This is a genomic window from Mycobacterium sherrisii, from assembly GCF_002102355.1.
GTDB classification, from domain to species: Bacteria; Actinomycetota; Actinomycetes; order Mycobacteriales; family Mycobacteriaceae; genus Mycobacterium; species Mycobacterium sherrisii.
On record NZ_LQPT01000092.1, the window covers coordinates 16,869 to 40,183 of the forward strand.

21 protein-coding genes are annotated in these 23,315 nt (G+C 68.7%); 13 read left to right on the forward strand and 8 right to left on the reverse strand.

Annotated elements, in window-relative coordinates; translation table 11 throughout:
• Positions 1 to 43: 43 nt before the first annotated feature.
• From AWC25_RS18465 to AWC25_RS18475, 3 genes are read right to left on the reverse strand one after another with little or no spacing between them, the layout of a single operon-like run.
• The gene (locus tag AWC25_RS18465; RefSeq protein WP_069402380.1) at positions 44 to 484 is read right to left on the reverse strand and encodes a TIGR03618 family F420-dependent PPOX class oxidoreductase; all 441 of its coding nucleotides are present in this window, start codon (positions 482 to 484) and stop codon (positions 44 to 46) included.
• Between the two features lie 7 nt (positions 485 to 491).
• A complete protein-coding gene (locus AWC25_RS18470) occupies positions 492 to 1,193 on the reverse strand; it encodes an EthD domain-containing protein (protein ID WP_069402381.1) in 702 nt (233 codons plus the stop codon).
• Positions 1,194 to 1,220: 27 nt separating this feature from the next.
• Entirely contained in the window at positions 1,221 to 2,156 is a 936-nt protein-coding gene (locus AWC25_RS18475; RefSeq protein WP_069402382.1) for a hydrogen peroxide-inducible genes activator, read from the reverse strand.
• Between the two features lie 103 nt (positions 2,157 to 2,259).
• Here AWC25_RS18475 and AWC25_RS18480 point away from each other — a divergent pair, with 103 nt between their 5' ends.
• Genes AWC25_RS18480 through AWC25_RS18490 form a run of 3 tightly spaced genes read left to right on the forward strand, consistent with a single transcriptional unit; the run spans position 2,260 to position 4,735 of the window.
• Positions 2,260 to 2,847 carry a peroxiredoxin gene (locus AWC25_RS18480; protein ID WP_061555686.1) on the forward strand — a complete coding sequence of 196 codons (588 nt, stop codon included), beginning with the start codon at positions 2,260 to 2,262 and terminating at the stop codon, positions 2,845 to 2,847.
• Between the two features lie 15 nt (positions 2,848 to 2,862).
• Positions 2,863 to 3,399, forward strand: a complete 537-nt coding sequence (locus AWC25_RS18485) for an alkyl hydroperoxide reductase (protein ID WP_069402383.1) — start codon at positions 2,863 to 2,865, stop codon at positions 3,397 to 3,399.
• A 22-nt stretch (positions 3,400 to 3,421) separates the two neighbouring features.
• A complete protein-coding gene (locus tag AWC25_RS18490; protein ID WP_085167237.1) occupies positions 3,422 to 4,735 on the forward strand; it encodes an alpha-amylase family glycosyl hydrolase in 1,314 nt (437 codons plus the stop codon).
• Here AWC25_RS18490 and AWC25_RS18495 read toward each other — a convergent pair.
• Positions 4,732 to 5,166: a DUF1810 domain-containing protein gene (locus AWC25_RS18495; protein WP_085167238.1), complete on the reverse strand. Its 435-nt coding sequence runs from the start codon at positions 5,164 to 5,166 to the stop codon at positions 4,732 to 4,734. The genes AWC25_RS18490 and AWC25_RS18495 overlap by 4 nt on opposite strands.
• 18 nt (positions 5,167 to 5,184) lie before the next feature.
• Here AWC25_RS18495 and AWC25_RS18500 point away from each other — a divergent pair, with 18 nt between their 5' ends.
• The 8 genes from AWC25_RS18500 (at position 5,185) to AWC25_RS18535 (ending at position 13,286) form a co-directional block, all read left to right on the forward strand.
• On the forward strand, positions 5,185 to 6,420 hold the full coding sequence (locus tag AWC25_RS18500; RefSeq protein ID WP_069402386.1) for an alpha-hydroxy acid oxidase: 1,236 nt from the start codon (positions 5,185 to 5,187) through the stop codon (positions 6,418 to 6,420).
• A 50-nt stretch (positions 6,421 to 6,470) separates the two neighbouring features.
• Positions 6,471 to 7,019, forward strand: a complete 549-nt coding sequence (locus tag AWC25_RS18505; protein ID WP_069402387.1) for a CGNR zinc finger domain-containing protein — start codon at positions 6,471 to 6,473, stop codon at positions 7,017 to 7,019.
• A 91-nt stretch (positions 7,020 to 7,110) separates the two neighbouring features.
• Complete coding sequence (gene lon, locus AWC25_RS18510) at positions 7,111 to 9,435, forward strand: endopeptidase La (RefSeq protein ID WP_085167239.1); 2,325 nt, start codon at positions 7,111 to 7,113, stop codon at positions 9,433 to 9,435.
• Between the two features lie 211 nt (positions 9,436 to 9,646).
• A complete protein-coding gene (locus tag AWC25_RS18515) occupies positions 9,647 to 9,994 on the forward strand; it encodes a hypothetical protein (RefSeq protein WP_169717145.1) in 348 nt (115 codons plus the stop codon).
• Positions 9,995 to 10,100: 106 nt separating this feature from the next.
• Positions 10,101 to 10,490 (forward strand): nitroreductase family deazaflavin-dependent oxidoreductase, encoded by a 390-nt coding sequence (locus tag AWC25_RS18520; protein WP_069402410.1) that lies wholly within the window; start codon positions 10,101 to 10,103, stop codon positions 10,488 to 10,490.
• Between the two features lie 132 nt (positions 10,491 to 10,622).
• Complete coding sequence (locus AWC25_RS18525; protein ID WP_085167240.1) at positions 10,623 to 11,267, forward strand: endonuclease; 645 nt, start codon at positions 10,623 to 10,625, stop codon at positions 11,265 to 11,267.
• Positions 11,264 to 11,998: a DUF72 domain-containing protein gene (locus AWC25_RS18530; protein WP_069402391.1), complete on the forward strand. Its 735-nt coding sequence runs from the start codon at positions 11,264 to 11,266 to the stop codon at positions 11,996 to 11,998. The genes AWC25_RS18525 and AWC25_RS18530 overlap by 4 nt, the downstream gene beginning before the upstream one ends.
• 46 nt (positions 11,999 to 12,044) lie before the next feature.
• On the forward strand, positions 12,045 to 13,286 hold the full coding sequence (locus tag AWC25_RS18535; RefSeq protein WP_085167241.1) for an NAD(P)/FAD-dependent oxidoreductase: 1,242 nt from the start codon (positions 12,045 to 12,047) through the stop codon (positions 13,284 to 13,286).
• Here AWC25_RS18535 and AWC25_RS18540 read toward each other — a convergent pair.
• The 4 genes from AWC25_RS18540 to AWC25_RS27475 form a co-directional block, all read right to left on the reverse strand.
• On the reverse strand, positions 13,260 to 15,377 hold the full coding sequence (locus AWC25_RS18540; protein ID WP_069402393.1) for an NAD-dependent epimerase/dehydratase family protein: 2,118 nt from the start codon (positions 15,375 to 15,377) through the stop codon (positions 13,260 to 13,262). The genes AWC25_RS18535 and AWC25_RS18540 overlap by 27 nt on opposite strands.
• A 104-nt stretch (positions 15,378 to 15,481) precedes the next feature.
• Positions 15,482 to 16,966, reverse strand: coding sequence for an acetyl-CoA acetyltransferase (locus AWC25_RS18545; protein ID WP_085167242.1), 1,485 nt, complete (start codon positions 16,964 to 16,966; stop codon positions 15,482 to 15,484).
• Positions 16,967 to 16,986: 20 nt separating this feature from the next.
• Positions 16,987 to 19,383, reverse strand: coding sequence for a CaiB/BaiF CoA transferase family protein (locus AWC25_RS18550; protein ID WP_085167243.1), 2,397 nt, complete (start codon positions 19,381 to 19,383; stop codon positions 16,987 to 16,989).
• A 60-nt stretch (positions 19,384 to 19,443) separates the two neighbouring features.
• Complete coding sequence (locus tag AWC25_RS27475) at positions 19,444 to 19,767, reverse strand: GNAT family N-acetyltransferase (RefSeq protein WP_244899547.1); 324 nt, start codon at positions 19,765 to 19,767, stop codon at positions 19,444 to 19,446.
• A gap of 267 nt (positions 19,768 to 20,034) precedes the next feature.
• On the opposite strand from AWC25_RS27475, the gene AWC25_RS18560 reads away from it, so the two are divergent.
• Positions 20,035 to 20,883, forward strand: a complete 849-nt coding sequence (locus AWC25_RS18560; protein WP_085167244.1) for an SDR family oxidoreductase — start codon at positions 20,035 to 20,037, stop codon at positions 20,881 to 20,883.
• A gap of 46 nt (positions 20,884 to 20,929) precedes the next feature.
• Entirely contained in the window at positions 20,930 to 23,311 is a 2,382-nt protein-coding gene (locus AWC25_RS18565; protein WP_069402398.1) for a phosphoketolase family protein, read from the forward strand.
• Positions 23,312 to 23,315: the final 4 nt, after the last annotated feature.

Consider the following 23,315-nt stretch of genomic DNA (forward strand, 5'->3'; position numbering starts at 1 on the left):
GTCACCGGTGCAGCCTAACGTCGCGCGTTTGCCCGGCCCGCGCTCACCCGTTGCTGTAGACGCGCGTCGGGGCGATCAGCACCACCGCCCGTCGTTCCAGATTCATCACCCGGTCGTACTCGTCCCAATCGTCGTGCGTGCCGCCGGCGGCGGTGAAAACCTCACGGAGCAGCAGCCGCAACTGGTCGGGCTGCAGCCACGGCCGCGGGTCGTCGGGGCCGACCAGTTCGGCGGTGCCCTCCACTGTCGCCCACTGCCAGCCGTTGCGGAAGGTGACCGCCAGTTGCGGACGGGACCGCAGGTTGGCGAGCTTGACCTTGCCGTAGGTGGTGAAGGCGAGAACCGGCTCACCGGTCTGCGGATGTGGGAGGCGGCCCACGTTCACCAGCGACGCCTGCACGGTGCCGTCGGCACGAACGGTCGAGATCACCGCCAGTCCGCTTTCTGCGGCCGATAGGGCCACGGCGTCTTCGAGTGTGGTCATGTGTTCCTCATGTCGGGTAGGCGGGCTTGAACACGTAGCGGCTGGTCGGCACCGTATCGATGTTCTCGTTGGCGCCGAACGCGGTGGTGCTGGCGACCATCCGGCCCAGCCGGTACTGCAGGTCGTCGTCGTCGGCGGCCCCGAAAAACGCCTTCAGGTCGCTGATTGCCTCCGCCGGGAACAACTCCTCGACGATTCCCGCGATTCCCGGTGCGTTGCTGGTCAGCGCTCGCACCACCCAGTTCTGGGTGTAGCCGAACGTCGCTTGGGTCTCGATGGCCACCGGCGTGTGGTCACGTTGCCACCGGTAAAGCCAGGTCGCCTGGTCCAGCTCCGGCGGACGGCGCAGCAGCGCGATGTTTGCCAAACCCGTTGTGCGAGCGCCCGATTCGGTGACGGGCGCGGGCAGTGGAACGGATTCGGTCACCAGATAGGCGGCGAGTTCGTCGCATTCGGCTTCGAGCATCGCCAGCGCGGCCGTCATCTGTTCGCCGTAGCACTGGTGTGTCCACATGCTCACGACCGCGACGGCCGGTGGATCCAACGTCGTCAACGTCATCAGCGAATGCCGCACCGCGCCGTCTTTCACATTGACCGCCAGCCCGGGCAGGCCCAAGTCCAGCAGCGCGTCCGCGACCGGGCCCACTTGCCGGGCACACCATTCGTCGTCCGAGTCGGCGCGCCGGAGCACCGCGATCACCTTTTCCATGGAGCGAACCTACCGCCGGCCGGGGCGCTATTTGACCAGGCGCACCTGCTGTTCGCTGCCGATCGCCGCACCGATGATGCCGGCCAGTCGCCGGTAGGACTCGTCACGGCCGCTCGAGGAGCGGAACACCAGGCCGATCCGCCGCCCGGGTCGCGGCGGCGCGAACTGCGCGAGACCCAGTTGGCTCCGGGCGGTCTCGACGGGCGCGGCGCTCTGCGGGATCAAGGTGACGCCCAGCCCGCCGGTCACGCATTGCACCGCCGTCGCCAGCGAGGCGGCCCGGGTGTCGGCGAGCTCGGCTCGCACTCCCGCCTTCTGGCAGACGTCGAGGGCCTGATCGCGCAGACAGTGGCCCTCGTCGAGCAGCAGCAGCGGCAGGTCGGCCAACGCCGAGGTCGGCACGCGGCGTTTGCCCGACATCGGATGGCCGGGCGGCACCGCAAGCAGGAAGTCCTCGTCGTAGATGGGCACCTCGGTGATGCCGCCGACGGCGGCGGGCACGGCGATCAGGGCGGCGTCCAAGGCTCCGCCGCGCAGCGCCGCCAGCAGACGTTCGGTCTGGTCCTCGATCACGCGCAGGGTGAGGGTGGGTAACCGCTCGGAGAGTCCGGCCAGCACCGTGGGCAGCACATAGGGCGCGACGGTGGGGATGATGCCCAGCCGCAGGGTGCCGTGCAGCGGGTCCGAGGTGCCCCCGGCGGCGGCGGTGAAGGCCTCGGCCGCCTCGACGACCGTCTGGGCCAGCGGCAAGAGTTGCGCGCCCTCCGGCGTCAAGCGGACACGCCGGGTGGACCGCTCGACGAGATGGGTGCCCAGGCCCGTCTCCAGTGCCGCCAGAGCCTGCGAGAGCGTCGACTGGCTGACGCCCAAAGCCGTTGCGGCGCTGCCGAAATGACGCTTCTCGGCGACCGCCGCGAACGCGCGCAGCCCGGCCAGGGTGGGTTGAAAACTCTTATCGGTCATACCTATAAGTCTAGTGCTATATATCACCTTTACTTCAAGCCTCGGGCGGGGCAACATGGTCGGTGAACACTTATTCTTGACTAAATCCAGATAAGGAGCGGATATGTCATTGCTCACGATCGGCGACCAGTTCCCCGCCTACGAGCTCACGGGCCTGATCGGCGGCGACCTGTCGAAGGTCGACGCGCAGCAGCCGGAGGACTACTTCAAGACCTTCTCCAGCGACGACTACGAGGGCAAGTGGCGGATCGTGTTCTTCTGGCCGAAGGACTTCACCTTCGTCTGCCCGACCGAGATCGCCGCGTTCGGCAAGCTGAACGACGAGTTCGAGGATCGCGACGCGAAGGTGCTCGGCGTCTCGGTCGACAGCGAATTCGTGCACTTCCAGTGGCGTGCGCAGCACGAGGATCTGAAGAAGCTGCCGTTCCCGATGCTGTCGGACATCAAGCGCGAACTCGCCTTGGCGACCGGAGTGCTCAACGACAGCGGCGTCGCGGACCGGGTGACCTTCATCGTCGACCCCAACAACGAGATCCAATTCGTCTCGGCGACCGCGGGATCGGTGGGGCGTAACGTCGACGAGGTGCTGCGCGTGCTGGATGCCCTGCAGTCCGACGAGCTGTGCGCTTGCAACTGGCGCAAGGGCGACCCGACCCTGAACGCCGGCGAACTGCTCAAGGCGTCTGCGTAACTCAGGAGAGGCGACATGACCATCGAAAACCTCAGGGACGCGCTGCCCGAGTACGCCAAGGACCTCAAGCTGAACCTCGGCTCGATCACGCGGACCACGGTGCTCGACAACGAACAGTTGTGGGGCACGCTGTTGGCCAGCGCCGCGGCGACGCGAAACAACCAGGTGCTCACCGAGATTGGCTCCGAGGCCGCCGACAACCTGTCCGCCGAGGCATACCAGGCGGCGCTGGGTGCGGCGTCCATCATGGGCATGAACAACGTGTTCTACCGAGGCCGCGGTTTCTTGGATGGCAAGTACGACGACCTGCGCGCCGGGTTGCGGATGAACATCATCGGCAATCCGGGCGTGGACAAGGCGAATTTCGAGCTGTGGTCGTTCGCGGTCTCGTCGATCAACGGCTGCTCGCACTGCGTCCTCGCGCACGAGCAGACGCTGCGTGAGGCGGGCGTGGAACGCGAAGTCATTCTCGAAGCGCTCAAAGTCGCGGCGATCGTCGCCGGTGTGGCCCAGGCGATCACGGCCGCCGAGACGCTGGCCGGCGTCGGCTGACCGCAGGGTTGACGCCTCGCTCATGACCCCGTCCTGGGTTCAGCACGCGATCTGGTGGCAGGTCTATCCCTTGGGCTTCGTGGGAGCGTTTCCCACCCCCGAGGGATCGGCCCCGCCGGACGCGGGCGAACATCGGCTCCGGCGGATCGCCGCGTGGCTGGACCACGCCGTCGAGCTGGGGGCCTCCGGGATCGCGCTGGGCCCGATCTTCGCCTCGCGCACACACGGTTACGACACCACCGACCATTACCGCATCGACCCGCGACTCGGTGACGACGCCGACTTCGACCACCTCATCGAGGAAGCGCACCGGCGCGGCTTGCGGGTGCTGCTGGACGGCGTGTTCAACCACGTCGGGGTGGACTTTGCGCGCTACCGGGATGCGTCCGACGACGACGCCGCGGCACGCTGGTTTCGCGGGCGTCCGGGCGCATTCCACACCTTCGAGGGGCACGCCCACCTCATCACCCTCAATCACGCCAACCCCGAGGTCGTCGACTACGTCGTCGACGTGCTGGCGCATTGGCTGCAACGCGGCGCCGACGGTTGGCGGTTGGACGCGGCTTACGCCGTGCCGCAAGACTTCTGGGCGACAGTCCTGCCCCGGGTGCGGCAACGTCACCCGGATGCCTGGTTCGTCGGCGAACTCATCCACGGTGACTACGCGGCGATCGTCGAGGCGGCCACGTTCGACTCGGCGACCCAGTACGAGCTGTGGAAGGCGATCTGGAGCAGTCTCAACGACAGCAACTTCTTCGAATTGGACTGGGCGTTACAGCGGCACAACGAATTCCTGGCCGGCTTCGCTCCGCTCACATTCGTCGGCAACCACGACGTCACGCGCATCGCCAGCCGGCTGGAAAACCCCGGCCACCTGGCGCACGCCCTGGTATTGCTGTTGACGATCGGCGGCGTGCCCAGCGTGTACGCCGGCGACGAGTTCGGCTGCACCGGCATCAAAGAGGAACGGTACGGCGGCGACGACGCGGTGCGCCCCGAGTTCGGCTCTCCCCCGCTGCCATTGGACGCCGCCGGTGCCGAGACCTGGCGCCTGCACCAGTTCCTGGTCGGCTTGCGCCGCCGCCACCCGTGGCTGCACTCGGCCACAACCACCGCGTTGCGGCTGACCAACGAGCACTACCTCTACCAGACCCGTTCCGGTGACCAGACCGTACTGGTTGCGCTCAACATCGGCGACGAGCCGCTGCGGCTGGTGCTGTCGGAGCTGGGTGCGCCGCGGGCCGAGGTCATCGGCGGGTCCGGCGCGCCGCCCCGTGACATCGTCGACGAGCTGACCGTCGAGGCGCACGGCTGGCGCATCGTGCGGCCCGCCTAACCCTTCAGCCGCGCCAGCGTCAACGGGTCCCGCTCGCCCCGGTAATGCGTGTCGAGCACCGAGGTGAAGTCCTGATGATCGTTGCTGGCGAGCGCGAACAACGTCATCGACGAGCGCAGCTTGAGGTCATCCGGAGACCCGAAGATCTCCGCGACCGAGCGACCCCGCACCTGGCTGACCAGCCGGGCGCATTCGTGCAGCCGCGGGCCCAGCAACTCATGTGCCAAGTAGGCGCGCGCCTCGGACAGGGAGGTGATGCCGTACTCGAGTGCCGTCGGGCTGCTGCCCAGGCCGCGCAGCTGCGGGAAGACGAACCACATCCAGTGGCCGCGTTTGCGTCCGGCGTGCAGCTGCTCGACGACACTGCGATACACCGGAGCCTGGGCGACAACGAACCGTGTCAAACGGAACGGGTCGGTTGACGATTCCATCTGACTACGGTGGCATACATGGTCGTGAAAAGACGCGTCCCCCGACTACGTGAGCTGACGCCGCTGATGCAATTCAAGCGGCCGCAATGGGATGCAACCCAGCGCCGGGTGGATGCCGCCTTCACGATCGAGGATCTGCGACGCATCGCCAAACGCCGCACCCCTAAGGCGGCCTTCGACTACACCGACGGCGGCGCCGAGGACGAGCTGTCGATGGTTCGCGCCCGGCAGGCGTTCCGCGACGTCGAGTTCCACCCCACGATCCTGCGCGACGTCAGCAATGTGAACGCCGGCTGGGAGGTGCTGGGCGCGCCGGTGGCGTTGCCGTTCGGCATCGCGCCGACCGGCTTCACCCGGTTGATGCAGACCGAAGGCGAAATCGCGGGCGCGTCGGCGGCCGCCAAGGCCGGCATTCCGTTCTCGCTCTCGACGCTGGGCACCTGCGCGATCGAAGACCTGGTCGCGGCGGTACCCCAGGGCCGCAAGTGGTTTCAGCTGTACATGTGGAAAGACCGGGAGCGGTCCATGGCGCTGGTCAAGCGCGCCGCCGCGGCAGGCTTCGACACCCTGCTGGTCACCGTCGACGTCCCGGTCGCCGGTGCGCGATTCCGCGACAACCGTAACGGGATGACCATCCCGCCGTCGTTGACGCTGCGCACCGTGCTCGATGCCGTGCCCCACCCGAAATGGTGGTTCGACCTGTTGACCACCGAGCCGCTGGCATTCGCGTCGCTGGACCGCTGGCCCGGAACCGTCGCCGAATACCTGAGCACGATGTTCGACCCCAGCCTTACCTTCGAAGACCTGGTCTGGATCAAGGAGCAGTGGCCCGGCAAGCTCGTGGTCAAGGGGATCCAGACGCTCGAGGACGCGCGCGCCGTGGTCGATCGCGGTGTCGACGGCCTGGTGCTGTCCAATCACGGTGGCCGGCAGCTGGACCGCGCGCCGGTGCCGTTCCATCTGTTGCCGGTGGTGTCGCGCGAGCTCGGCAAGGACACCGAAATTCTGGTGGACACCGGCATTATGTCGGGCGCCGACATCGCGGCGGCGATCGCGCTCGGGGCGCGGTTCACGCTGGTCGGTCGCGCCTACCTGTACGGTTTGATGGCCGGCGGCGAGGCGGGTGTCAACCGCGCGATCCAAATCCTGGAGACCGGTGTGCGGCGCACCATGCAGCTGTTGGGTGTGACCAGCCTCGAGGAGCTGTCCCCGACGCACGTGACGCAGCTGCGGCGGATGGCGCCGATCGAGTAGGTCAGACCGGCCCTGTTGCGGCCGTAGTCGAAACCTGCCAGGGTGGTTACGTGAAATTCGGATTCGTGTCCGGCCGCCCCTGCCTGGACTTTGCGGGCACGTTGAAGCACCGCAACAGCACCTGTGCGGAGCGACTGACCGAGCCCGCCGTGTTGTCGGAATGGGCCGTGCAGGCCGGGCTGGTCGACGTCGGCATCGAGGTCACCGCCGCCGACCTCGCCGCGGCGATTGAAGTGCGCGAAGGCATCTACCGGACCGCCATCGCCCGGCTGGACGGTGCCCGGCCGCGACCCGCCGACGTCGATCTGCTCAACGAGCGGGCAGCGCGACCCCGGCTGACGCCGCGGCTGCTGATGACCGGTGCCATCTCGCGCGAGGGCACCGCGGCACAGCTGATCGCCACGCTGGCCGCCGACCTGCTCGACCTGCTCGCCGGGCCGGACATCGCCAACGTCAAGCGCTGCGCGCACCCCGACTGCACGCTGCTCTACGTCGATTTCTCGCGGGCCAAGAACCGCCAGTGGTGCGGCATGGCCACCTGCGGCAACAAGGTCAAAGTTCAGGCCTTCCGGGCTCGCCAGCGGGCCTCGGCACACTGATCGACCAGCTCACGGGCGCACAGGCAGCCGTCCGGGAACAAAAGCAACCGTCCGAAGGTTGAGCGCAGCAGACTAAACCTTTGGAGGATTGATGCCTGATCCTAAATCAGTGCCGGTGCTGTTCGTCACGGACACGATCGTGTTGCCGGGGATGGTGGTGCCGATCGAGCTCGACGACGCCGCGCGCGCGGCGATCGACGCGGCCCGGGCCAGCGAGTCGGGTGAATTGCTGATCGCCCCCCGGCTGGAGGATCGCTACCCGTCGCACGGCGTGATCGCGAAGATTCTCCAGGTCGGACGGATCGCCGGCAGCGGCGGCGCGGCCGCCGTCGTCCGGGGTGAACGGCGCGCGCAAATCGGCGCCGGGACCAGCGGACCCGGGCCGGCCCTGTGGGTCGAGGTCAGCGAGGTTGGCGATGTCGAGGCCACCGACGAGATCAAGGCGCTCGCGGCCGAGTACAAAAAGCTGCTGCTGGCCATGCTGCAGCGCCGCGAAGCCTGGCAGATCATCGATTACGTCAATAGCCTGACCGATCCGTCGGCCCTGGCCGACACCTCGGGCTACGCGTCGTATCTGACCGGCGTGCAAAAGCGCCAGCTGTTGGAGACCGTCGACGTTGCCGAGCGGCTGCGAGTGCTGATCGAGTGGACCGGTGACCACCTGGCCGAGGTCGAGGTCAACGACAAGATCGCCGAGGACGTGCGCGAGGGCATGGAGAAGACGCAAAAGGAGTTCCTGCTGCGCCAACAGCTCGCCGCCATCCGCAAGGAACTCGGCGAAGGAGAGCCCGACGGTTCGGACGACTACCGCGCCCGGATCGAGGCGGCAGACCTGCCCGACAAGGTGCGCGAGGCCGCGCTGCGCGAGGTCGGCAAGCTGGAACGGGCCAGCGACCAGAGCCCCGAAAGCGGGTGGATCCGCACGTGGCTGGACACGGTGCTCGAGCTGCCCTGGAACGTGCGGACCGAGGACTCGACGGACCTCGAGGCGGCCCGGGAAATCTTGGACGCCGACCATCACGGTCTGGACGACGTCAAGGACCGCATCATCGAATATCTGGCGGTCCGTACCCGCCGCGCCCAACGTGGGCTGCAGATCGTCGGCGGCCGCGGCTCCGGGGCCGTGATGGTGCTGGCCGGGCCGCCCGGTGTCGGTAAGACGTCGCTGGGTGAGAGCGTGGCCCGCGCGCTGGGGCGCAAGTTCGTGCGCGTCGCGCTGGGCGGCGTGCGCGACGAGGCCGAGATCCGCGGGCACCGGCGCACCTACGTCGGCGCCCTGCCGGGCCGTATCGTGCGCGCGATCGGCGAGGCGGGATCGATGAATCCCGTTGTGCTGCTTGACGAAATCGACAAGGTCGGTTCCGACTATCGCGGCGACCCGAGCGCGGCGCTGCTGGAGGTGCTCGACCCGGCGCAGAACCACACGTTCCGCGACCACTACCTGGATCTGGACCTGGACCTGTCCGACGTGGTGTTCCTGGCCACCGCCAACGTGATCGAAAACATCCCGTCGGCGTTGCTGGACCGCATGGAGTTGGTCCAGATCGACGGCTACACCGAGGACGACAAGGTCGCGATCGCCCGCGATTACCTGCTGCCCCGGCAGCGGGAGCGGGCCGCGCTGACCGCCGACGAGGTCACCGTCACCGATGAGGCGCTGCGCAAGATCGCCGCGGACTACACCCGCGAGCCGGGGGTGCGGCAGTTCGAGCGGCTGCTGGCCAAGGCGCTGCGGAAGGTGACCACCAAACTGGCGCAGGATGCCACGCCGCTGACCATCGACGAGCCGGATCTCGTTGGCTACCTTGGCCGTCCACGCTTCATGCCGGAGTCGGCCGAACGCACGGCGGTGCCGGGTGTCGCGACCGGGCTGGCCGTCACCGGCCTGGGCGGCGATGTGCTTTACATCGAGGCCGGGGCCACCGACGGTGAAGCGGGGCTGCAGCTGACCGGTCAGCTCGGTGACGTGATGAAGGAGTCCGCGCAGATCGCGCTGTCCTACGTGCGCAGCCACGCCGAGCAGTTGGGCGTCGACCCCAAGGCGCTGGACCGGCGCATCCACGTGCACGTGCCCGCGGGCGCGGTGCCCAAGGATGGCCCGTCGGCCGGCGTCACGATGGTGACCGCGCTGGTGTCGATGGCCACCGGGCGTCAGGTGCGTTCCGATGTCGGCATGACCGGCGAGGTCACCCTCAACGGCCGAGTGCTGCCGATCGGCGGTGTCAAGCAGAAGCTGCTCGCGGCGCAACGTGCCGGATTGTCAACGGTTTTCATCCCCGCGCGCAACGAACCGGACCTGGATGACGTGCCCGCCGAGGTGCTCGCGACGCTGACCGTCAAGCCGATGACCGACGTCGCGGAGATCGTCGCGCAGGCCCTGGAACCGGTGGCCGATGGCGCCGCGGCGGCGGCCTGAGCGCCGACGGATTCGGTGCGGCACCGCCCCGGCCGGAATGCCCGGAAACGTTTTAGCCTCCCCCGCGGCTGGGTACGCGTGGTGGCGGAGGCAAACCGGCCGGGGGGTGTGACCTCTACTCGGCGGCTGACGAAAGTCGCTGGGGACGAACAACAAATCGCCGTCGCACGGCTGCCGCATGGCAGTCCAGCGGCAGGATAAGGAGTTCATCATGAGGTTGAACAAGATCGCTGCCAGCACCGTGATCGCCGGTGCGCTGACGTCCGGTGGCCTCGGAATCGGCGCCGGTTTGGCGCAGGCCCATCCGAACGATCCGCCGTGGATACCGGGTTGTAACGGGCCGGGCGTCAACTGCAACGGGCCCGGCAACCCCCTGCCACCAGGACAGCGCGGCGCGCCGCCGCCGGGGCACTGGAACGATCCGGTGGGGTATGGGCTTCCGGCGACGTGGAGTCCGCCGAATGCGCCGGGGAACTACCCGGTGGTGTGGAATCCCAACGCGTCGTCGTGGGGTGTCTATCTGACACCGAACGGCGTGTTCATCCCTTACCAGGGATAGCAGGCCCTGCGGCAGTCGCCTCCCACCCGGGGCGGCTGCCGCAGTCCCGCATTCTGGGCCCCGCCCGGCGATCCGCGTCGTTGTCATGCGCAGCAGAATGGGTGACATGACCAACCTTGGCGCTCTCAAACGGCAGGTAGTGCACCGCGTTCAGCGGCTGGTTATCAATCCGGTGGGGCGGCAGTTGCCCGTCACCATGATCGAAACGACCGGCCGTAAAAGCGGCCTGCCGCGGCGCACCGCGGTCGGCGGGCGGGTGGTGGACGGCCAGTTCTGGATGGTCGCCGAGCACGGCGACCATTCCGACTATGTGCGCAACATCAAGGCCAACCCGAACGTGAGAGTGCGCACCGGGGGGCGGTGGCGCAACGGAACGGCCCACCTGCTGCCCGAGGATGACGCGGTGGCACGCCTGGGCAGCCTCCCCAAGCTCAACAGCGCGGTGGTCCGCATGATGGGTACCGACTTGTTGACCATCCGGGTGGACCTGGACTGATCGGCTCGCGTCGACTGCGAGCAGCCGCGGCGGCCGCACGTGCGTCCGATGGCGATAGTTGGCCGCTGGGTTGCGTGGCCGCCGAATAGACGAAGTCGTTTGCCGCGGCGCGGCGCGGGTACGCGCCGTGTCATGGGCAACTCGGACGAGGCCAAGACGCGGGTGCGGCGCGTGCTCCAGGTCGGTGGTACCACCTACGCCGACGAGGCGGGTATTCGGCTCGGCAAAAAGCCGATGCCGTTGTTTCAGCTGCTCGTGTTGTGCATGCTGGCCAGCAAACCCATCGATGCTGCCATCGCCGTGCAGGCGGCTCGGGAGCTGTTCAACGCGGGCCTGCGCACGCCGAAGGCCGTGTTGGCGGCCGATCGACAGACGATGATCAGCGCCTTCGGCCGGGCCCACTATGTGCGCTACGACGAAAGCTCGGCGACCCGCCTCACCGACCTGGCGCAGCGAGTTCGCGACGAGTACGGCGGCGATCTGCGCGCACTGGCCGAACGCAGCCACCACGATCCCGCCCAGGCCAAACGAATGCTGAAGGGATTCAAGGGAATCGGTGATACGGGAGCCGACATCTATCTGCGCGAAGTCCAAGACGTCTGGACGTGGGTGCGCCCCTATTTCGACGACCGTGCCACCGGCACCGCCCGACAACTCGGTTTGCCCACCGCGCCGGACAAGCTGAAAGCCCTTGCACCGCGGGATAATTCGAGGCTGGCCGCCGCACTCGTCAGGGCGTCACTGGATGAGGATCTGCGCCGGCGGATGACGGGTTGACGATTCGCATCGGTACCTCGGGGTGGTCCTACGACCACTGGGTCGACGTGCTGTACCCGCCGCGAACGCCGTCGGCCCGCCGGCTGGACCGCTACACCGAAGTGTTCGACACCGTCGAGCTCAATGCCAGTTTCTATCGCTGGCCCAAGGATTCGACGTTCACCGGATGGCGCGACCGGCTGCCGCCCGGGTTCACCATGTCGGTCAAGGCTCACCGCGGGCTGACCCACTATCGCCGACTGTCTTCCCCCGAGCCGTGGATCGAGCGATTTGAGCGATGCTGGCAGCTGCTGGGTGAGCGTCGCGGCGTGCTGCTGGTGCAGCTGCATCCGGAACTACGGCGCGACGAGGCGACGCTGGCCCGCCTCGACGCGTTCCTCGGCCAACTGCCGCAACACATCCGGGTCGCCCTTGAGTTGCGGCATCCGTCTTGGGACGAACCGGCCGTCTACCGGACGCTGGAAAGCCACCGCGCCGCATACGTGGTGATGAGCGGCGCCGGGCTGGCGTGCATACCCCGGGCTACCGCCGACTTCGTCTACGTCCGGATGCACGGGCCCGACTCCGACACGATCTACGCGGGCTCCTATTCGGCCGACCAATTGCGGCTGTGGGCCGACCGGGTCGGCGAATGGGACCGCGACGGCAGGGACGTGTGGATGTACTTCAACAACGACCTCGGCGGCCACGCGGTGCGCAACGCCCTGGTGTTGCGGGACCTGGTGGGTTAACCCGCCGCGAGTAGGGTGGGACTGCGATACGAACGGAGCAGCGATCATGGCCAGTTCGACCACTTTCGTCATCGTCGGCGGCGGCCTTGCCGGAGCCAAGGCAGTAGAAGCGTTGCGAGACAACGGCTTCGACGGTCAGATTATTTTGTTCGCCGAGGAGTCGCGGCTGCCCTATGAGCGGCCGCCGCTGTCCAAGGAGTACCTGGCCGGCAAGAAGACGCTGGCCGACTTCACGGTGCACAACTCCGACTGGTACGTGGACCACCGCATCGACCTGCGACTCGGGTCGCCGGTAGTCCGCGTGGATCCCGACGCGCACACCGTGGCCCTCGGTGACGGCACCACCGTGCATTACGACAAGCTGTTGCTGGCGACCGGGTCGGCGCCGCGGCGCCCCCCGATCCCGGGGGTTACCGTCGACGGCGTCTATTACCTGCGCAGCTACCAGGACGCCGAACTGTTGGATTCCGTTCTCACCGAGGGATCTTCGCTGGCCGTGCTCGGCGCCGGTTGGATCGGGCTCGAGGTCGCCGCGGCCGCCCGGCAGCGCGGTGTCGCCGTGACCGTCGTCGAAGCGGCCAGGCAACCCCTGGTGGCCGCGCTCGGCGAGACCGTGGGCGAGCTGTTCGCCGCCCTGCATCGCGAGCACGGGGTGGATTTGCGATTGAACACCCAGGTCGAGGAGATCGCCACGACCGGCGACGCGGCCACCGGGCTGCGGCTGCGGGACGGGTCGACGGTCGCCGCCGATGCCGTGTTGGTGGCGGTCGGCGCGAAACCCAACGTCGAGCTGGCCGAGCAGGCCGGGCTGTCCCTCGGGTCCGGCCCGCAGGGTGGTGTGCTGGTCGATGCCTCGCTACGCACCAGCGACCCCGACATCTACGCCGTCGGCGACATCGCCGCCGCCGAACACCCGTTGTACGGCGCACGCATCCGCACCGAACATTGGGCCAACGCGCTCAAGCAACCGGCCGCCGCCGCCGCCGGGATGCTCGGCACCCCAACCGACTACCGCGAACTGCCGTATTTCTTCACCGATCAGTACGACCTCGGCATGGAGTACGTCGGGCACGCACCCGACTTCGACAGGGTGGTGTTCCGCGGCAACGTCCCCGGGCGGGAGTTCGTCGCATTCTGGCTCGACGGCGACAACCGGGTGCTCGCCGGGATGAACGTCAACATCTGGGACGTGCTCGACGACGTCAAAGCCCTGATCCGGTCTGGAGCTCCCGTCGACCCCGACAGGCTGGCTGACCCGCAGTCACCCCTGGGCGATCTCGGGGGGTGACGCCGGGTCGATAGGCGCCCAGGCGTGATCGATGACGTCGGGCAACCGCAGTGCCTGCAGGCGCTCCCGTTCGGTGCGGCGCCGTTTGATCCGCAGCCGGGCGTCGGTCGGCATGGTGACCAGCTCGTCGCAGGTCAGGAAGTACACGTCGTCCACCACGTCAATCGCGTCCGTGCTCACTCGGCGTGAGCCCAACTCGCGCAACGCGATTCGTAGTTCATGGGTGTACCGCAGCGTGGTGTCGTGGGCGAGTTCGCGCGACGCGCGGGCGTTGGTCGCGATGCGCTGGGCCAGCGACGACGAGGTGTCGGGCTGGTCGGGTTCGGCGGCGGCCTCGGCGGCCGCCGTCAGCAGCATCGCCGGGTCATCGCTGTAGACGCGGCTGGCCAGCTCGGCTTCCCCGGGCCCCCGGTGCCCGACCCGAGTGATGGCGGCGTCCAGCAGGGCCGCGGCGGGCGGGGAGAAGGCACGGATGCTGGCCAGGTTGCCGTCCTGGGCCATCGCCCGCAGCGGCGGATCGGCGCGTAAGGCCGCCGTCAGCTCGGTGATCTCGGCCGCGACGCGGCCGCTTTCCAGGATCGCCCCCAACCCGGGCACCCGCGCGCCCTTGTTCTCCAGCGCCGCGGCGGTGACGCCGGTATCGATCAACCACAGCGCGGTGAGGATCCATCCCTGGTGAATGCGGTCCCGTAGCAAGCGAACTCGGACACCGAGGCCGGCCTCGGACAACAAACTCAGCTGCCCGGGATCCCACCGCTCGGCGTCGGCGGCCGCGGCGTAGTCACGGGTATCGGCCTTGAGGTGGCGCAGCAGCGCCAGCGATCGGGTGGTGGCCACCGCCTTGGCGAGCGACCCCAGCGTGCCGCCGGCCAGCCGGGGCTGACCGAACGGCAGCACGTCTCCCACTTGCGGCTGGTCCACCAGCGTCCGCCGCACGAGCGCGGTGTCGTCCCAGCCGGGCAGCTGATGGGCCGCGACGACGTTGGCCGACACCCCGACGTAGGGCCGGTGGCCGAACACCGCGATCGCCCGGCTCCCCCACTCGTCGTCGACCACACCGCCGAGCGCCAGCGCCTGACCCAGCACCCTTCCGGCGGTGCGCAGCCCGCTGAGCTGAACGTCCAGGGTGATCGGGGTCAACGGGCCGGGCAGCGCCTCGGCGAGGCCGTCGGCGGCGAAGACCGGGAAGCGCGGATCGATGCGATCGTCGAACTCGCCCTCCAAGCCCTCGGGCGCCGCGCTGTGCAGCTCGTCGGGTCCCGCGGGCGGCACCACCACCTCCACGGGAAGCGCCATCTGCGGTCCGTGCGGGGTCGCGCCCGCCGCGCCGATCCGGCGCCCGACCAGTCCGCGTCCGGTGTCGGTGACCGCGTCGAATGCCGGCCATCCGAACTCGAATCCCCAATCCTCTTGTGCGGCAACAAAATCCATCAGCGGAATCAGCGCAGACCAGCCGGGAATCCCGCGAATGTGCGACCGTGGGTCGACGGCGCGCAGCAGCCGCCACGCGGTCACCACGTTGGTGGTGTCCGGTGTCGCGAGATCGACCACGCCGGTGCGCTCGGTCTCCAGCGCCACCACCAAAAAACGCACCAGGTCGTCAAGGTGTAAGACGCGCATGGGCTGCGCGGAGACCTTTGCCCGCAGCAGTGTGGCGACGGTGCGGCACACCATCCAATCGAGCTGACGGCCCACCGGTGGGGCGATTCGCACGATCAGGCTGGGGCCCAGGCTCGTCGACACCAGGTCCTCGGCCGGCTCGTAGACTTCCGGCTGCCCGGCGGCCTGGGACACATACAACAGCCGGGCGCCGGCGCGGGCCGCGGCATCGGTGACGTAGGCCACCCCGTTGAGTCCGGCGCTGCCCGGCACGTCGGGTTCGACCGGGGCCAGGTGGATGACCGCGTCGGCGTCATCGGCCAGTATCTGCAGCACCGGGTCGCTCAACGGGGAGCAGACGTACTCGACCGCGGGATCCAGGCGCACGTCGGGCTGATCGGAGATGCCGGTGACCGTGTGCCCGGCAGCGATGAGCTGCCGGGCGACCAGCCTGCCGACCGTGCCGGTGGCGTCGGTAACCAGGATCTGCACCTGGGCTCACCTCCCCCAACGTCCCCTCGACAATATGCGGGCCACCATCGCTTGCGCGAGCGTTACTCGTGAATTGCGCTGGCCTGGCGCTTTATTCCGAGCGCCTACGGCAGCGTGGCGCTGCCATCGCTGGCGACGGCGATTTTGGCGCCACCAATATCTTCGACCACGGTGGCCCGCGCCGCATCGGAATCGGTGATTACCGCCAGCGCCCGCGAACCGTCGGGTGTGCGCACCGCGACGAACGCCTTTTCCGGTTGCCCGTCCCGGTCGAACGGCGTGGTCCACGCCTCCACGGTGCCGACGCCTTCCCACTCGATCAGGGCCTCCCGCGTCGGTTCCCGCTGGACCGCCGGTTGTGCGTTCTCCCAACGGAATTCGGAGGGCGGTTCGGTGCCGTAAATCCCGAAACTGTGTTTGGTCAGATAGCCGCCGTTGGCGGTGATCAGGGCGCGTCGCCCCGGATTGGCCACCAGCACCTCGGCGACGGTGGCGATCGAGTGCATCACGTAGTTGCTCCACGGGCCGCCAGCAAACGTCAGGCCGCCGGTGACGGTCAGTGGGCGGGCCGGGTCGTCGACGCTCAACCCCAACTCGGCGGCGGCCACCTGCACCGCCGACGGGAAGCACGAATACAGGTCGACGTACTCGACGTCGTCGATGCCCAGCCCCGCCAGCTCCAGCGCGCGTGCCCCGGCGATGCGAATGGCCGTCGAGCGGTGCAGCTCGTCGCGCTCGGCGATCGAGGGCGTGTCGTAGGCGTCGGTGCCGGCATGCGGGAAAACCCACTGCTCGGCGGGAATCTGCAGGCGAGTGGCCCACCCGACCGACGTGAGCACCAGCGCGGCGCCCTGATCGACCATGTTGTTCGAGTTCATCAGCTTGGTGTACGGCCAGCTGATCATCCGGTTCCGCGGGCCGGGGGTAGCAATCTCCGCCGCGCTGGCCGGTGTGCGGATCCAGGCGTGCGGATTGTCGACCGCGACCGCGTTGAACCTCGCCCACAGTGCGCCGATCCGAGTCAGGTGATCCTGGACCGATTCGCCGTTCGCCAAGCGCAGCGCCTGCTCGAACAACGGATAGACGTAGGCGGGGCGATCCAGCCGGATCCGGATTTCGGCCTCCCCGGCCATCGGCACGTCCTCGCCGCTGACCGGCGCCATCGGCACGGACTGGTCCTGGGCGGTCCATTCCAGCCGCGCGCCCTTGGCGCGGAGCCCGCGCCGGGTGCGCCAGGTTTCGGCGCCGGTGATCAGCACGACGCCGGCGCGGCGCTGCTGGATGTCCAGGCAGGCCTGGTTGAGCAGCGTCTGCGGGACGTTGCCGCCGACCGGGCTGTACAGCGTGGTGAAGCTTTGCGCGCCGATCCGCTCGCCCACCAGCAGCCCCGCGTCGCGGTAGGTCGCCGACAGCACGTTGACCACCCGGACGGAGTCCACGGCTTCGAGCACCCGGGCCGCGGCGGCCTCGCGGGCAGCGGCGACCATCAGGTCGACGGGCTCGACCGAACGCCGATCCGGGTCGATCTCGTCTCGGTGGTTGACCTGGCCGTAGCCGATCAGCACCGGGGTGGTGGGGTCGACGGGCATAGGACGAACCTATCCCGGCGTCACTGCGGCGCTGTCTCGGCCTCGAACAGCACCCGGTCGGTGATCAGCCGGTCGATGTCCTCGTCGCTGATGGCCAGCAATTTCTGGCAGACCTCGCGGGTGTCCTGGCCGGGTAGCGGCGCCGGCCGGGTGGGTGCCGGCGGGATGTGCCGGAACGGCGCCGGGCCGGTCTCGGCCGGCATCGGCAGCTTGACCAGCGGATGCCTCATCTCGCTGAACAGGCCGCGCGCGACGAGCTGCGCGTCGTCGAGGACGTCGGGTGGGCGATTCATCGGACCGGCCGCCACACCGGCCGCCTGCAGCGCCTCGGCGGCCTGCACCGGCGTGCGGGTGCGGGTCCAGCCGGAGACCAGCTCGATCAGCTCCCGGCGGTGGGCCAGGCGCGCATCTTCGGTACCGAACCGAGGGTCCTCGGCCCACTGAGGATGGCCGAATACCGATGTGGCGCAACGCCATTCGTTGTCAGATTGAATCGAGATGACGCACCACTGGTCATCGCCGGCGCACGGGTACACCGCGTGCACGCTGATGTCGTCGCAGACTGCGGCGGCGCCGGTGCGCGCCGCGGCCTGGGTGACGTACAGGGTGTCCAGCTGATTGACGACGACTTCGGCCTGCGAGATGTGGACGTGGGCCGGATCGCCGGTGCGGTCGCGCCGGATCAGCGCCGCCAGCGCCGCGATCGCGGTGACGCGACCCACCACGTGGTCGGGGAAGATCGTCGTCGCGTCGTAAAACGGGTGTCGCGAACTGTCGGCCTGTGCCTGCGGCGACGTCCACAGCCGGGTGACACCGGTGGTCGCGCGCACCAGCGGGCCGTAGCCCATCCGCCGGCTCCACGGGCCGCGGTTGCCGAACGCGCTGCTGCCCGCCAGCACGATCCGGGGATTGAGTTCGCGCAAGGCGTCGAACGAAAAGCCAAGCGCCGTCAGGGTTCCGGGCTTGAAGTTGGCAAACACCGCGTCGGCCTGGCCGACCAGCCGCCGGAAGATGTCCTTGCCCTTTTCGCTACGCAGATCCAGGCCCACGCCGCGATGATTGCGGTGCGTCCAGGCGAACGATTCGCTGATCACGTCGCCGAACCGGGACTGCCGCAATCCGTCGGGATAGTCGGCGCTTTCCACCTTGAGCACGTCGGCGCCCAAATCCCCGAACAGCCGACTGAGCTCTCCCCCGGCGACGATGACACCCAGATCGAGGATGGTCAGATCGCGGAAGGGGCGCTCACCGACCGCGCCGGCCGGCGCAGGCGCGACCACCGGGTCGGACTGCCAGCTCGGTGCGTCGGCGCCGGGCGCCGGTGCCGGGGTCCGGAAACCGCAGCGCTCGTCGTCGACGACGAAGTAGCCGGTGGGCAGGTCGGTGTGCACACCGGGGACCAGCTCGGCGTGGGTGATCGCCCCGACGGCCCGGAAGTGCTCGGAGTCCAAAATCCGCGACGGCGTCAGCACCGCGGCGATCGGCACCCCGTGTGCTTGGCCCTCGGCGACCAGTTCCTTCATCGTCTTGTCGGCGAACAACGCATCGACCAGGGCGGCGATCTGTGGCCATGCGGCGAATCGGGCGGCCAGCGTGTCGTAGTCGGGGCCCTGGAATTCCGCCGGCTCGCCGAGCCAACGGCGCAGCCCGTGCCACTGTCGCGGGGCCATCACGCAGAGCCGGACGTAACCGTCCCGGCACGCGCAGATCGGGTACGGGTCCTGATTCTTCGGACGGCCGCGCCACGCGCTGCTGCGCTGCCCGGCGGATGCCTGCCCGTGCGCGCCGAAGGCCGGATCGAGCGCCATGACAACCGCGTCGAATCGCGAAAAATCGATGTAATCGCCTGTGCCACAACGCAATCTGTTGTAATAAGCGACGAGCGTGGCCCAGGTCGCCTGCACGGCGGCGGTGGCCGAGGCGATGCCGTCGGGCGGCAGTACCGGGGTTCCGGTCGTCGGCCCGGAACGCGACAACGAGCCCGACATCGCGAACAGCACCGGGTCGGTCGCCCGCCACGACGCCCGCGGACCCGCGCCGCCGAAGTCGGTGATCGACACGACGACCAGATGCGGGTGCCGGTCGGCCAGTTCGGCGCCGGAGCTGCCGAACGCGGCGGCCTGGCCCGGGGCGCCGGCGTCGACCACGATGTCGGCGCCCGCGACGAGGTCGAGGAAGCGGTGGCGATCAGCGGCGTCACGGCCGTCCAGCACCACGCTGCGCTTGTTGGCGTTGTGCACGGCGAACGGAATGCTGGTCCCGGCCAGCGTCGGCCGGGCACGGCGGGCCGGACTGCCACCCGGCGGTTCCACCTTGACGACGTCGGCCCCCAAATCGGCGAGCAGGCGGGTCACCGCGTCCGCGACCCCGCCGGACAAGTCGAGCACGCGTACCCCGGCGAGTAACCGTTCGGCCATGCGCCTACGGTACCGGGCCGGCGTCGCGGGCCGTCCTTTGGTGGCCAAACCCCTAGCCGCTCAAGCGGGTTCGATGTCCGGCCGCAATCGGAGGCGATAGCGCACCTGGTCTACCGCGACGCCGCCGTACGTCGAGGTACGCCGCGCCCCGTCGCAGCCCCAGCCGTCGCGTTGGTAGAACCGTCGCGCCGCGACGTTCCCGTCCAGCACCCACAGCGCGGCCCATCCGAAACCCACCCGGCGCAGCCGATTGCGAGCGGCGTGCATCAGCGACCGGCCCACGCCGCGGCGCACATACGCGGGATCGACGTAGATCGCCATCACCTCACCGAAGTTCGACAGATCGGGGTCGCGGCACAAGCCGGTGGTGACCAGACCACACACCGTCGCACCGTCGACGGCGACCTGAGTGGCCGGCAGCGCAAACCCATGCGGCCGAAGGAGTATCTGGCCGCCCAGGCTTGTGGGTCGAGGCCGTCGAGGTAATCCTGGGCAAGCAACCCCCGGTACGCCCACTGCCACGAGCGGACCTGGACCGCCGCGACGTCGGGCTCGTCGGCCGGAACGGCGCGGCGCACACGGATCACCGTTGCAGTATCTGTGATCCGGGCGTCGTTGCGTGGCCCGGAGCCGAGTGCTGTGCTTGAGGACATGGCAGACACGGCATCGATCGGGCTGAAAGTTCGGGGCAAGATCATCGTGATCACCGGCGGCGCCCGCGGAATCGGCCTGGCCACCGCGACGGCGCTGCACAATCTGGGCGCCAAGGTCGCGATCGGGGACGTCGACGAGGTCCGGGTCAAGGAGTCCGGTGCCGCACTCGGCCTGGACGTCTACGGCAAACTCGACGTCACCGATCCGCAATCGTTTGCGGAGTTCCTCGACCAGGTCGAGCGGCAACTCGGCCCGATCGACGTGCTGGTCAACAACGCCGGCATCATGCCCGTCGGCCGCATCATCGACGAGCCCGACGCGGTGACCCGGCGCATTCTGGACATCAACGTCTACGGCGTGATCCTGGGCAGCAAGCTGGCCGCGCAGCGGATGGTTCCGCGCGGTCAGGGCCACGTCATCAACGTCGCCTCGTTGGCCGGTGAGCTGCACATCGTCGGGTTGGCGACCTACTGCGCCAGCAAGCACGCGGTGCTCGCGTTCACCGACTGCGCCCGGCTGGAGTACCGCTCGGCGGGGGTGCAGTTCTCCGCGGTGCTGCCGACGTTCGTCAACACCGAACTGGTGGCCGGCACGCCGGGGATGAAGGGATTCCGCAACGCCGAGCCCAACGAGATCGCCAACGCGATCGTGGCGCTGGTGGCGCGACCCAAGCCGCGGGTGCGGATCACCAAAGCGGCTGGCGCAATGGTGGTTTCGCAGAAGTTCTGGCCGCGGCGGCTGGCCGAGGGGCTGAACCGGCTTCTCGGCGGCGACCACGTGTTCACCGACGACGTCGACGTCGAGCAACGCCGCGCGTACGAGGCCCGCGCCCGCGGCGAAGAGTGACTTTCGCTCCTAGCGAGGTGCCGCGACGGCGCGGACAATCAAGCGAGTGAGCCTGCAAACCTCGACCTCAGCGCCCGAAGCACTCTCCGACGACGAACTGACCCTGATCGACAAGTACTGGCGCGCCGCCAACTATCTCTCGGTCGGCCAGATCTACCTGCTGGACAACCCGCTGCTGAGCGAACCGCTGGCGGCCGAGCACGTCAAACCCCGGCTGTTGGGGCACTGGGGCACCACGCCCGGACTCAACCTCATCTACGCGCACCTGAACCGCATCATCCGCAACCGTGACGCCAGCGTCATCTACGTCACCGGTCCCGGGCACGGCGGCCCCGGCCTGGTCGCCAACGCCTACCTCGAGGGCACCTACACCGAGGTGTACAGCGCGATCGGCGAGGACGTCGACGGGCTGCGCAAGCTGTTTCGCCAGTTCTCCTTCCCCGGCGGCATCCCCAGCCATGTCGCGGCCCAGACACCGGGCTCCATCCACGAGGGCGGCGAACTCGGCTACGCGCTGGTGCACGCGTTCGGCGCGGCGTTCGATAACCCGGATCTGGTGGTCGCCTGCGTGATCGGCGACGGGGAAGCCGAAACCGGTCCGCTGGCCGCCGGGTGGCATTCGAACAAGTTCCTCAACCCGGCCGTCGACGGCGCGGTGCTGCCGATTCTGCACCTCAACGGATACAAGATCGCCAACCCGACCGTGCTGGCCCGCATCCCGCACCCGGAACTCGAATCGCTGCTTCGCGGCTACGGTTACCGACCGATCACCGTCGCCGGAGACGACCCGGCCACCGTGCACCGGGAGCTGGCCGCCGCGTTGGACGACGCGTTCGACGACATCGCCGACATCCATCGGGCGGCACGCGCCGGCACCCGGACCGATCGCCCGGTGTGGCCGATGATCGTGCTGCGCACCCCCAAGGGCTGGACCGGGCCCAAGGAGGTGGACGGCAAGCACGTCGAGGGCACCTGGCGCGCGCACCAGGTGCCGCTGTCCGAGACGCACGACAACCCGGCCCACCGCGCGCAACTGGAAGAGTGGCTGCGCAGTTACCGCCCCGAGGAGCTGTTCGACCGCGACGGCGCGCTGCGCCCCGAGCTGCGCGCGCTGGCGCCCACCGGGCAGCGGCGGATGAGCGCCAACCCGCACACCAATGGGGGCCTGCTGCTGCGGGAACTGGACCTGCCGGACTTTCGCGACTACGCGGTGCCGGTCGAGGCGCCCGGCGCGTCGATGCACGAGGCCACCCGGGTGCTGGGCACCTTCCTGCGTGACGTCATCGCCCGCAACCCCGACCGTTTCCGGTTGATGGGACCCGATGAAACCGCGTCCAACCGGCTGTCCGCGGTGTTCGAATCGACCGGCAAGGTGTGGCTGTCGCGGACCGAGCCCGACGACGAGGGCCTCGCCCCGGACGGCCGCGTGATGGAGGTGCTCTCCGAGCACCTGTGCCAGGGCTGGCTCGAGGGCTACCTGTTGACCGGGCGGCACGGGCTGTTCAACTGCTACGAGGCGTTCGTGCACATCGTCGACTCGATGCTCAACCAGCACGCGAAGTGGCTGGCCACCAGCCGCGAGCTGCCGTGGCGCCAACCGATCGCGTCGCTGAACTATCTGTTGAGCTCACACGTGTGGCGTCAGGACCACAACGGCGCGTCGCATCAGGACCCCGGCTTCATCGACCTGGTCGCCAACAAGCGCCCGGAGATCTCGCGGGTGTACCTGCCGCCGGACGGCAACACGTTGCTCTCGGTGGCCGATCACTGCCTGCGCAGCCGCGACTACATCAACGTCATCGTCGCCGGAAAGCAGCCCGAGCTCGCCTACCTGGACATGGACTCCGCGATCGCGCACTGCACCCGCGGCCTGGGGATCTGGGAGTGGGCCAGCACCGCGACCGGCGAGCCCGACGTGGTGCTGGCCTGCGCCGGGGACATCCCGACGCAGGAGACGCTGGCCGCCGCCGACATTCTGCGGCGCGAGCTGCCCGACCTGGCGGTCCGACTGGTCAACGTCGTCGACCTGATGCGGCTGATGCCGGATACCGAACACCCACACGGCTTGCCGGACAAGGAATTTGACGCCCTCTTCACCCGCGACAAGCCGGTCGTCTTCGCCTATCACGGCTATCCCTGGCTGATTCACCGGCTCAGTTACCGCCGCGCCAACCACGCGAACCTGCACGTGCGCGGGTTCAAGGAGCGGGGCACCACGACGACGCCGTTCGACATGGTGATGCTCAACGACCTGGACCGCTTCCACCTGGTGATGGACGTCATCGATCGGGTGGATGGGTTGGCCGGGCCGGCCGCGCTGCTGCGCCAGCACATGGTCGACGCGCGGCTGAATGCCCGCCGCTACACCCGCGAACACGGCGAAGACGACCCCCGCATCGCGAACTGGCGATGGCAGTCGAACCGGTGACGCG

Coding starts and splice junctions, on each gene's coding strand:
- lon (WP_085167239.1), top strand. CDS start 7,111: ATGCCTGATCCTAAATCAGTGCCGGTGCTGTTCGTCACGGACACGATC.
- AWC25_RS18475 (WP_069402382.1), bottom strand. CDS start 2,156: ATGACCGATAAGAGTTTTCAACCCACCCTGGCCGGGCTGCGCGCGTTC.
- AWC25_RS18470 (WP_069402381.1), bottom strand. CDS start 1,193: ATGGAAAAGGTGATCGCGGTGCTCCGGCGCGCCGACTCGGACGACGAA.
- AWC25_RS18495 (WP_085167238.1), bottom strand. CDS start 5,166: ATGGAATCGTCAACCGACCCGTTCCGTTTGACACGGTTCGTTGTCGCC.
- AWC25_RS18490 (WP_085167237.1), top strand. CDS start 3,422: ATGACCCCGTCCTGGGTTCAGCACGCGATCTGGTGGCAGGTCTATCCC.
- AWC25_RS18520 (WP_069402410.1), top strand. CDS start 10,101: ATGACCAACCTTGGCGCTCTCAAACGGCAGGTAGTGCACCGCGTTCAG.
- AWC25_RS18500 (WP_069402386.1), top strand. CDS start 5,185: ATGGTCGTGAAAAGACGCGTCCCCCGACTACGTGAGCTGACGCCGCTG.
- AWC25_RS18535 (WP_085167241.1), top strand. CDS start 12,045: ATGGCCAGTTCGACCACTTTCGTCATCGTCGGCGGCGGCCTTGCCGGA.
- AWC25_RS18480 (WP_061555686.1), top strand. CDS start 2,260: ATGTCATTGCTCACGATCGGCGACCAGTTCCCCGCCTACGAGCTCACG.
- AWC25_RS18550 (WP_085167243.1), bottom strand. CDS start 19,383: ATGGCCGAACGGTTACTCGCCGGGGTACGCGTGCTCGACTTGTCCGGC.
- AWC25_RS18515 (WP_169717145.1), top strand. CDS start 9,647: ATGAGGTTGAACAAGATCGCTGCCAGCACCGTGATCGCCGGTGCGCTG.
- AWC25_RS18525 (WP_085167240.1), top strand. CDS start 10,623: ATGGGCAACTCGGACGAGGCCAAGACGCGGGTGCGGCGCGTGCTCCAG.
- AWC25_RS18560 (WP_085167244.1), top strand. CDS start 20,035: ATGGCAGACACGGCATCGATCGGGCTGAAAGTTCGGGGCAAGATCATC.
- AWC25_RS18545 (WP_085167242.1), bottom strand. CDS start 16,966: ATGCCCGTCGACCCCACCACCCCGGTGCTGATCGGCTACGGCCAGGTC.
- AWC25_RS18465 (WP_069402380.1), bottom strand. CDS start 484: ATGACCACACTCGAAGACGCCGTGGCCCTATCGGCCGCAGAAAGCGGA.
- AWC25_RS18485 (WP_069402383.1), top strand. CDS start 2,863: ATGACCATCGAAAACCTCAGGGACGCGCTGCCCGAGTACGCCAAGGAC.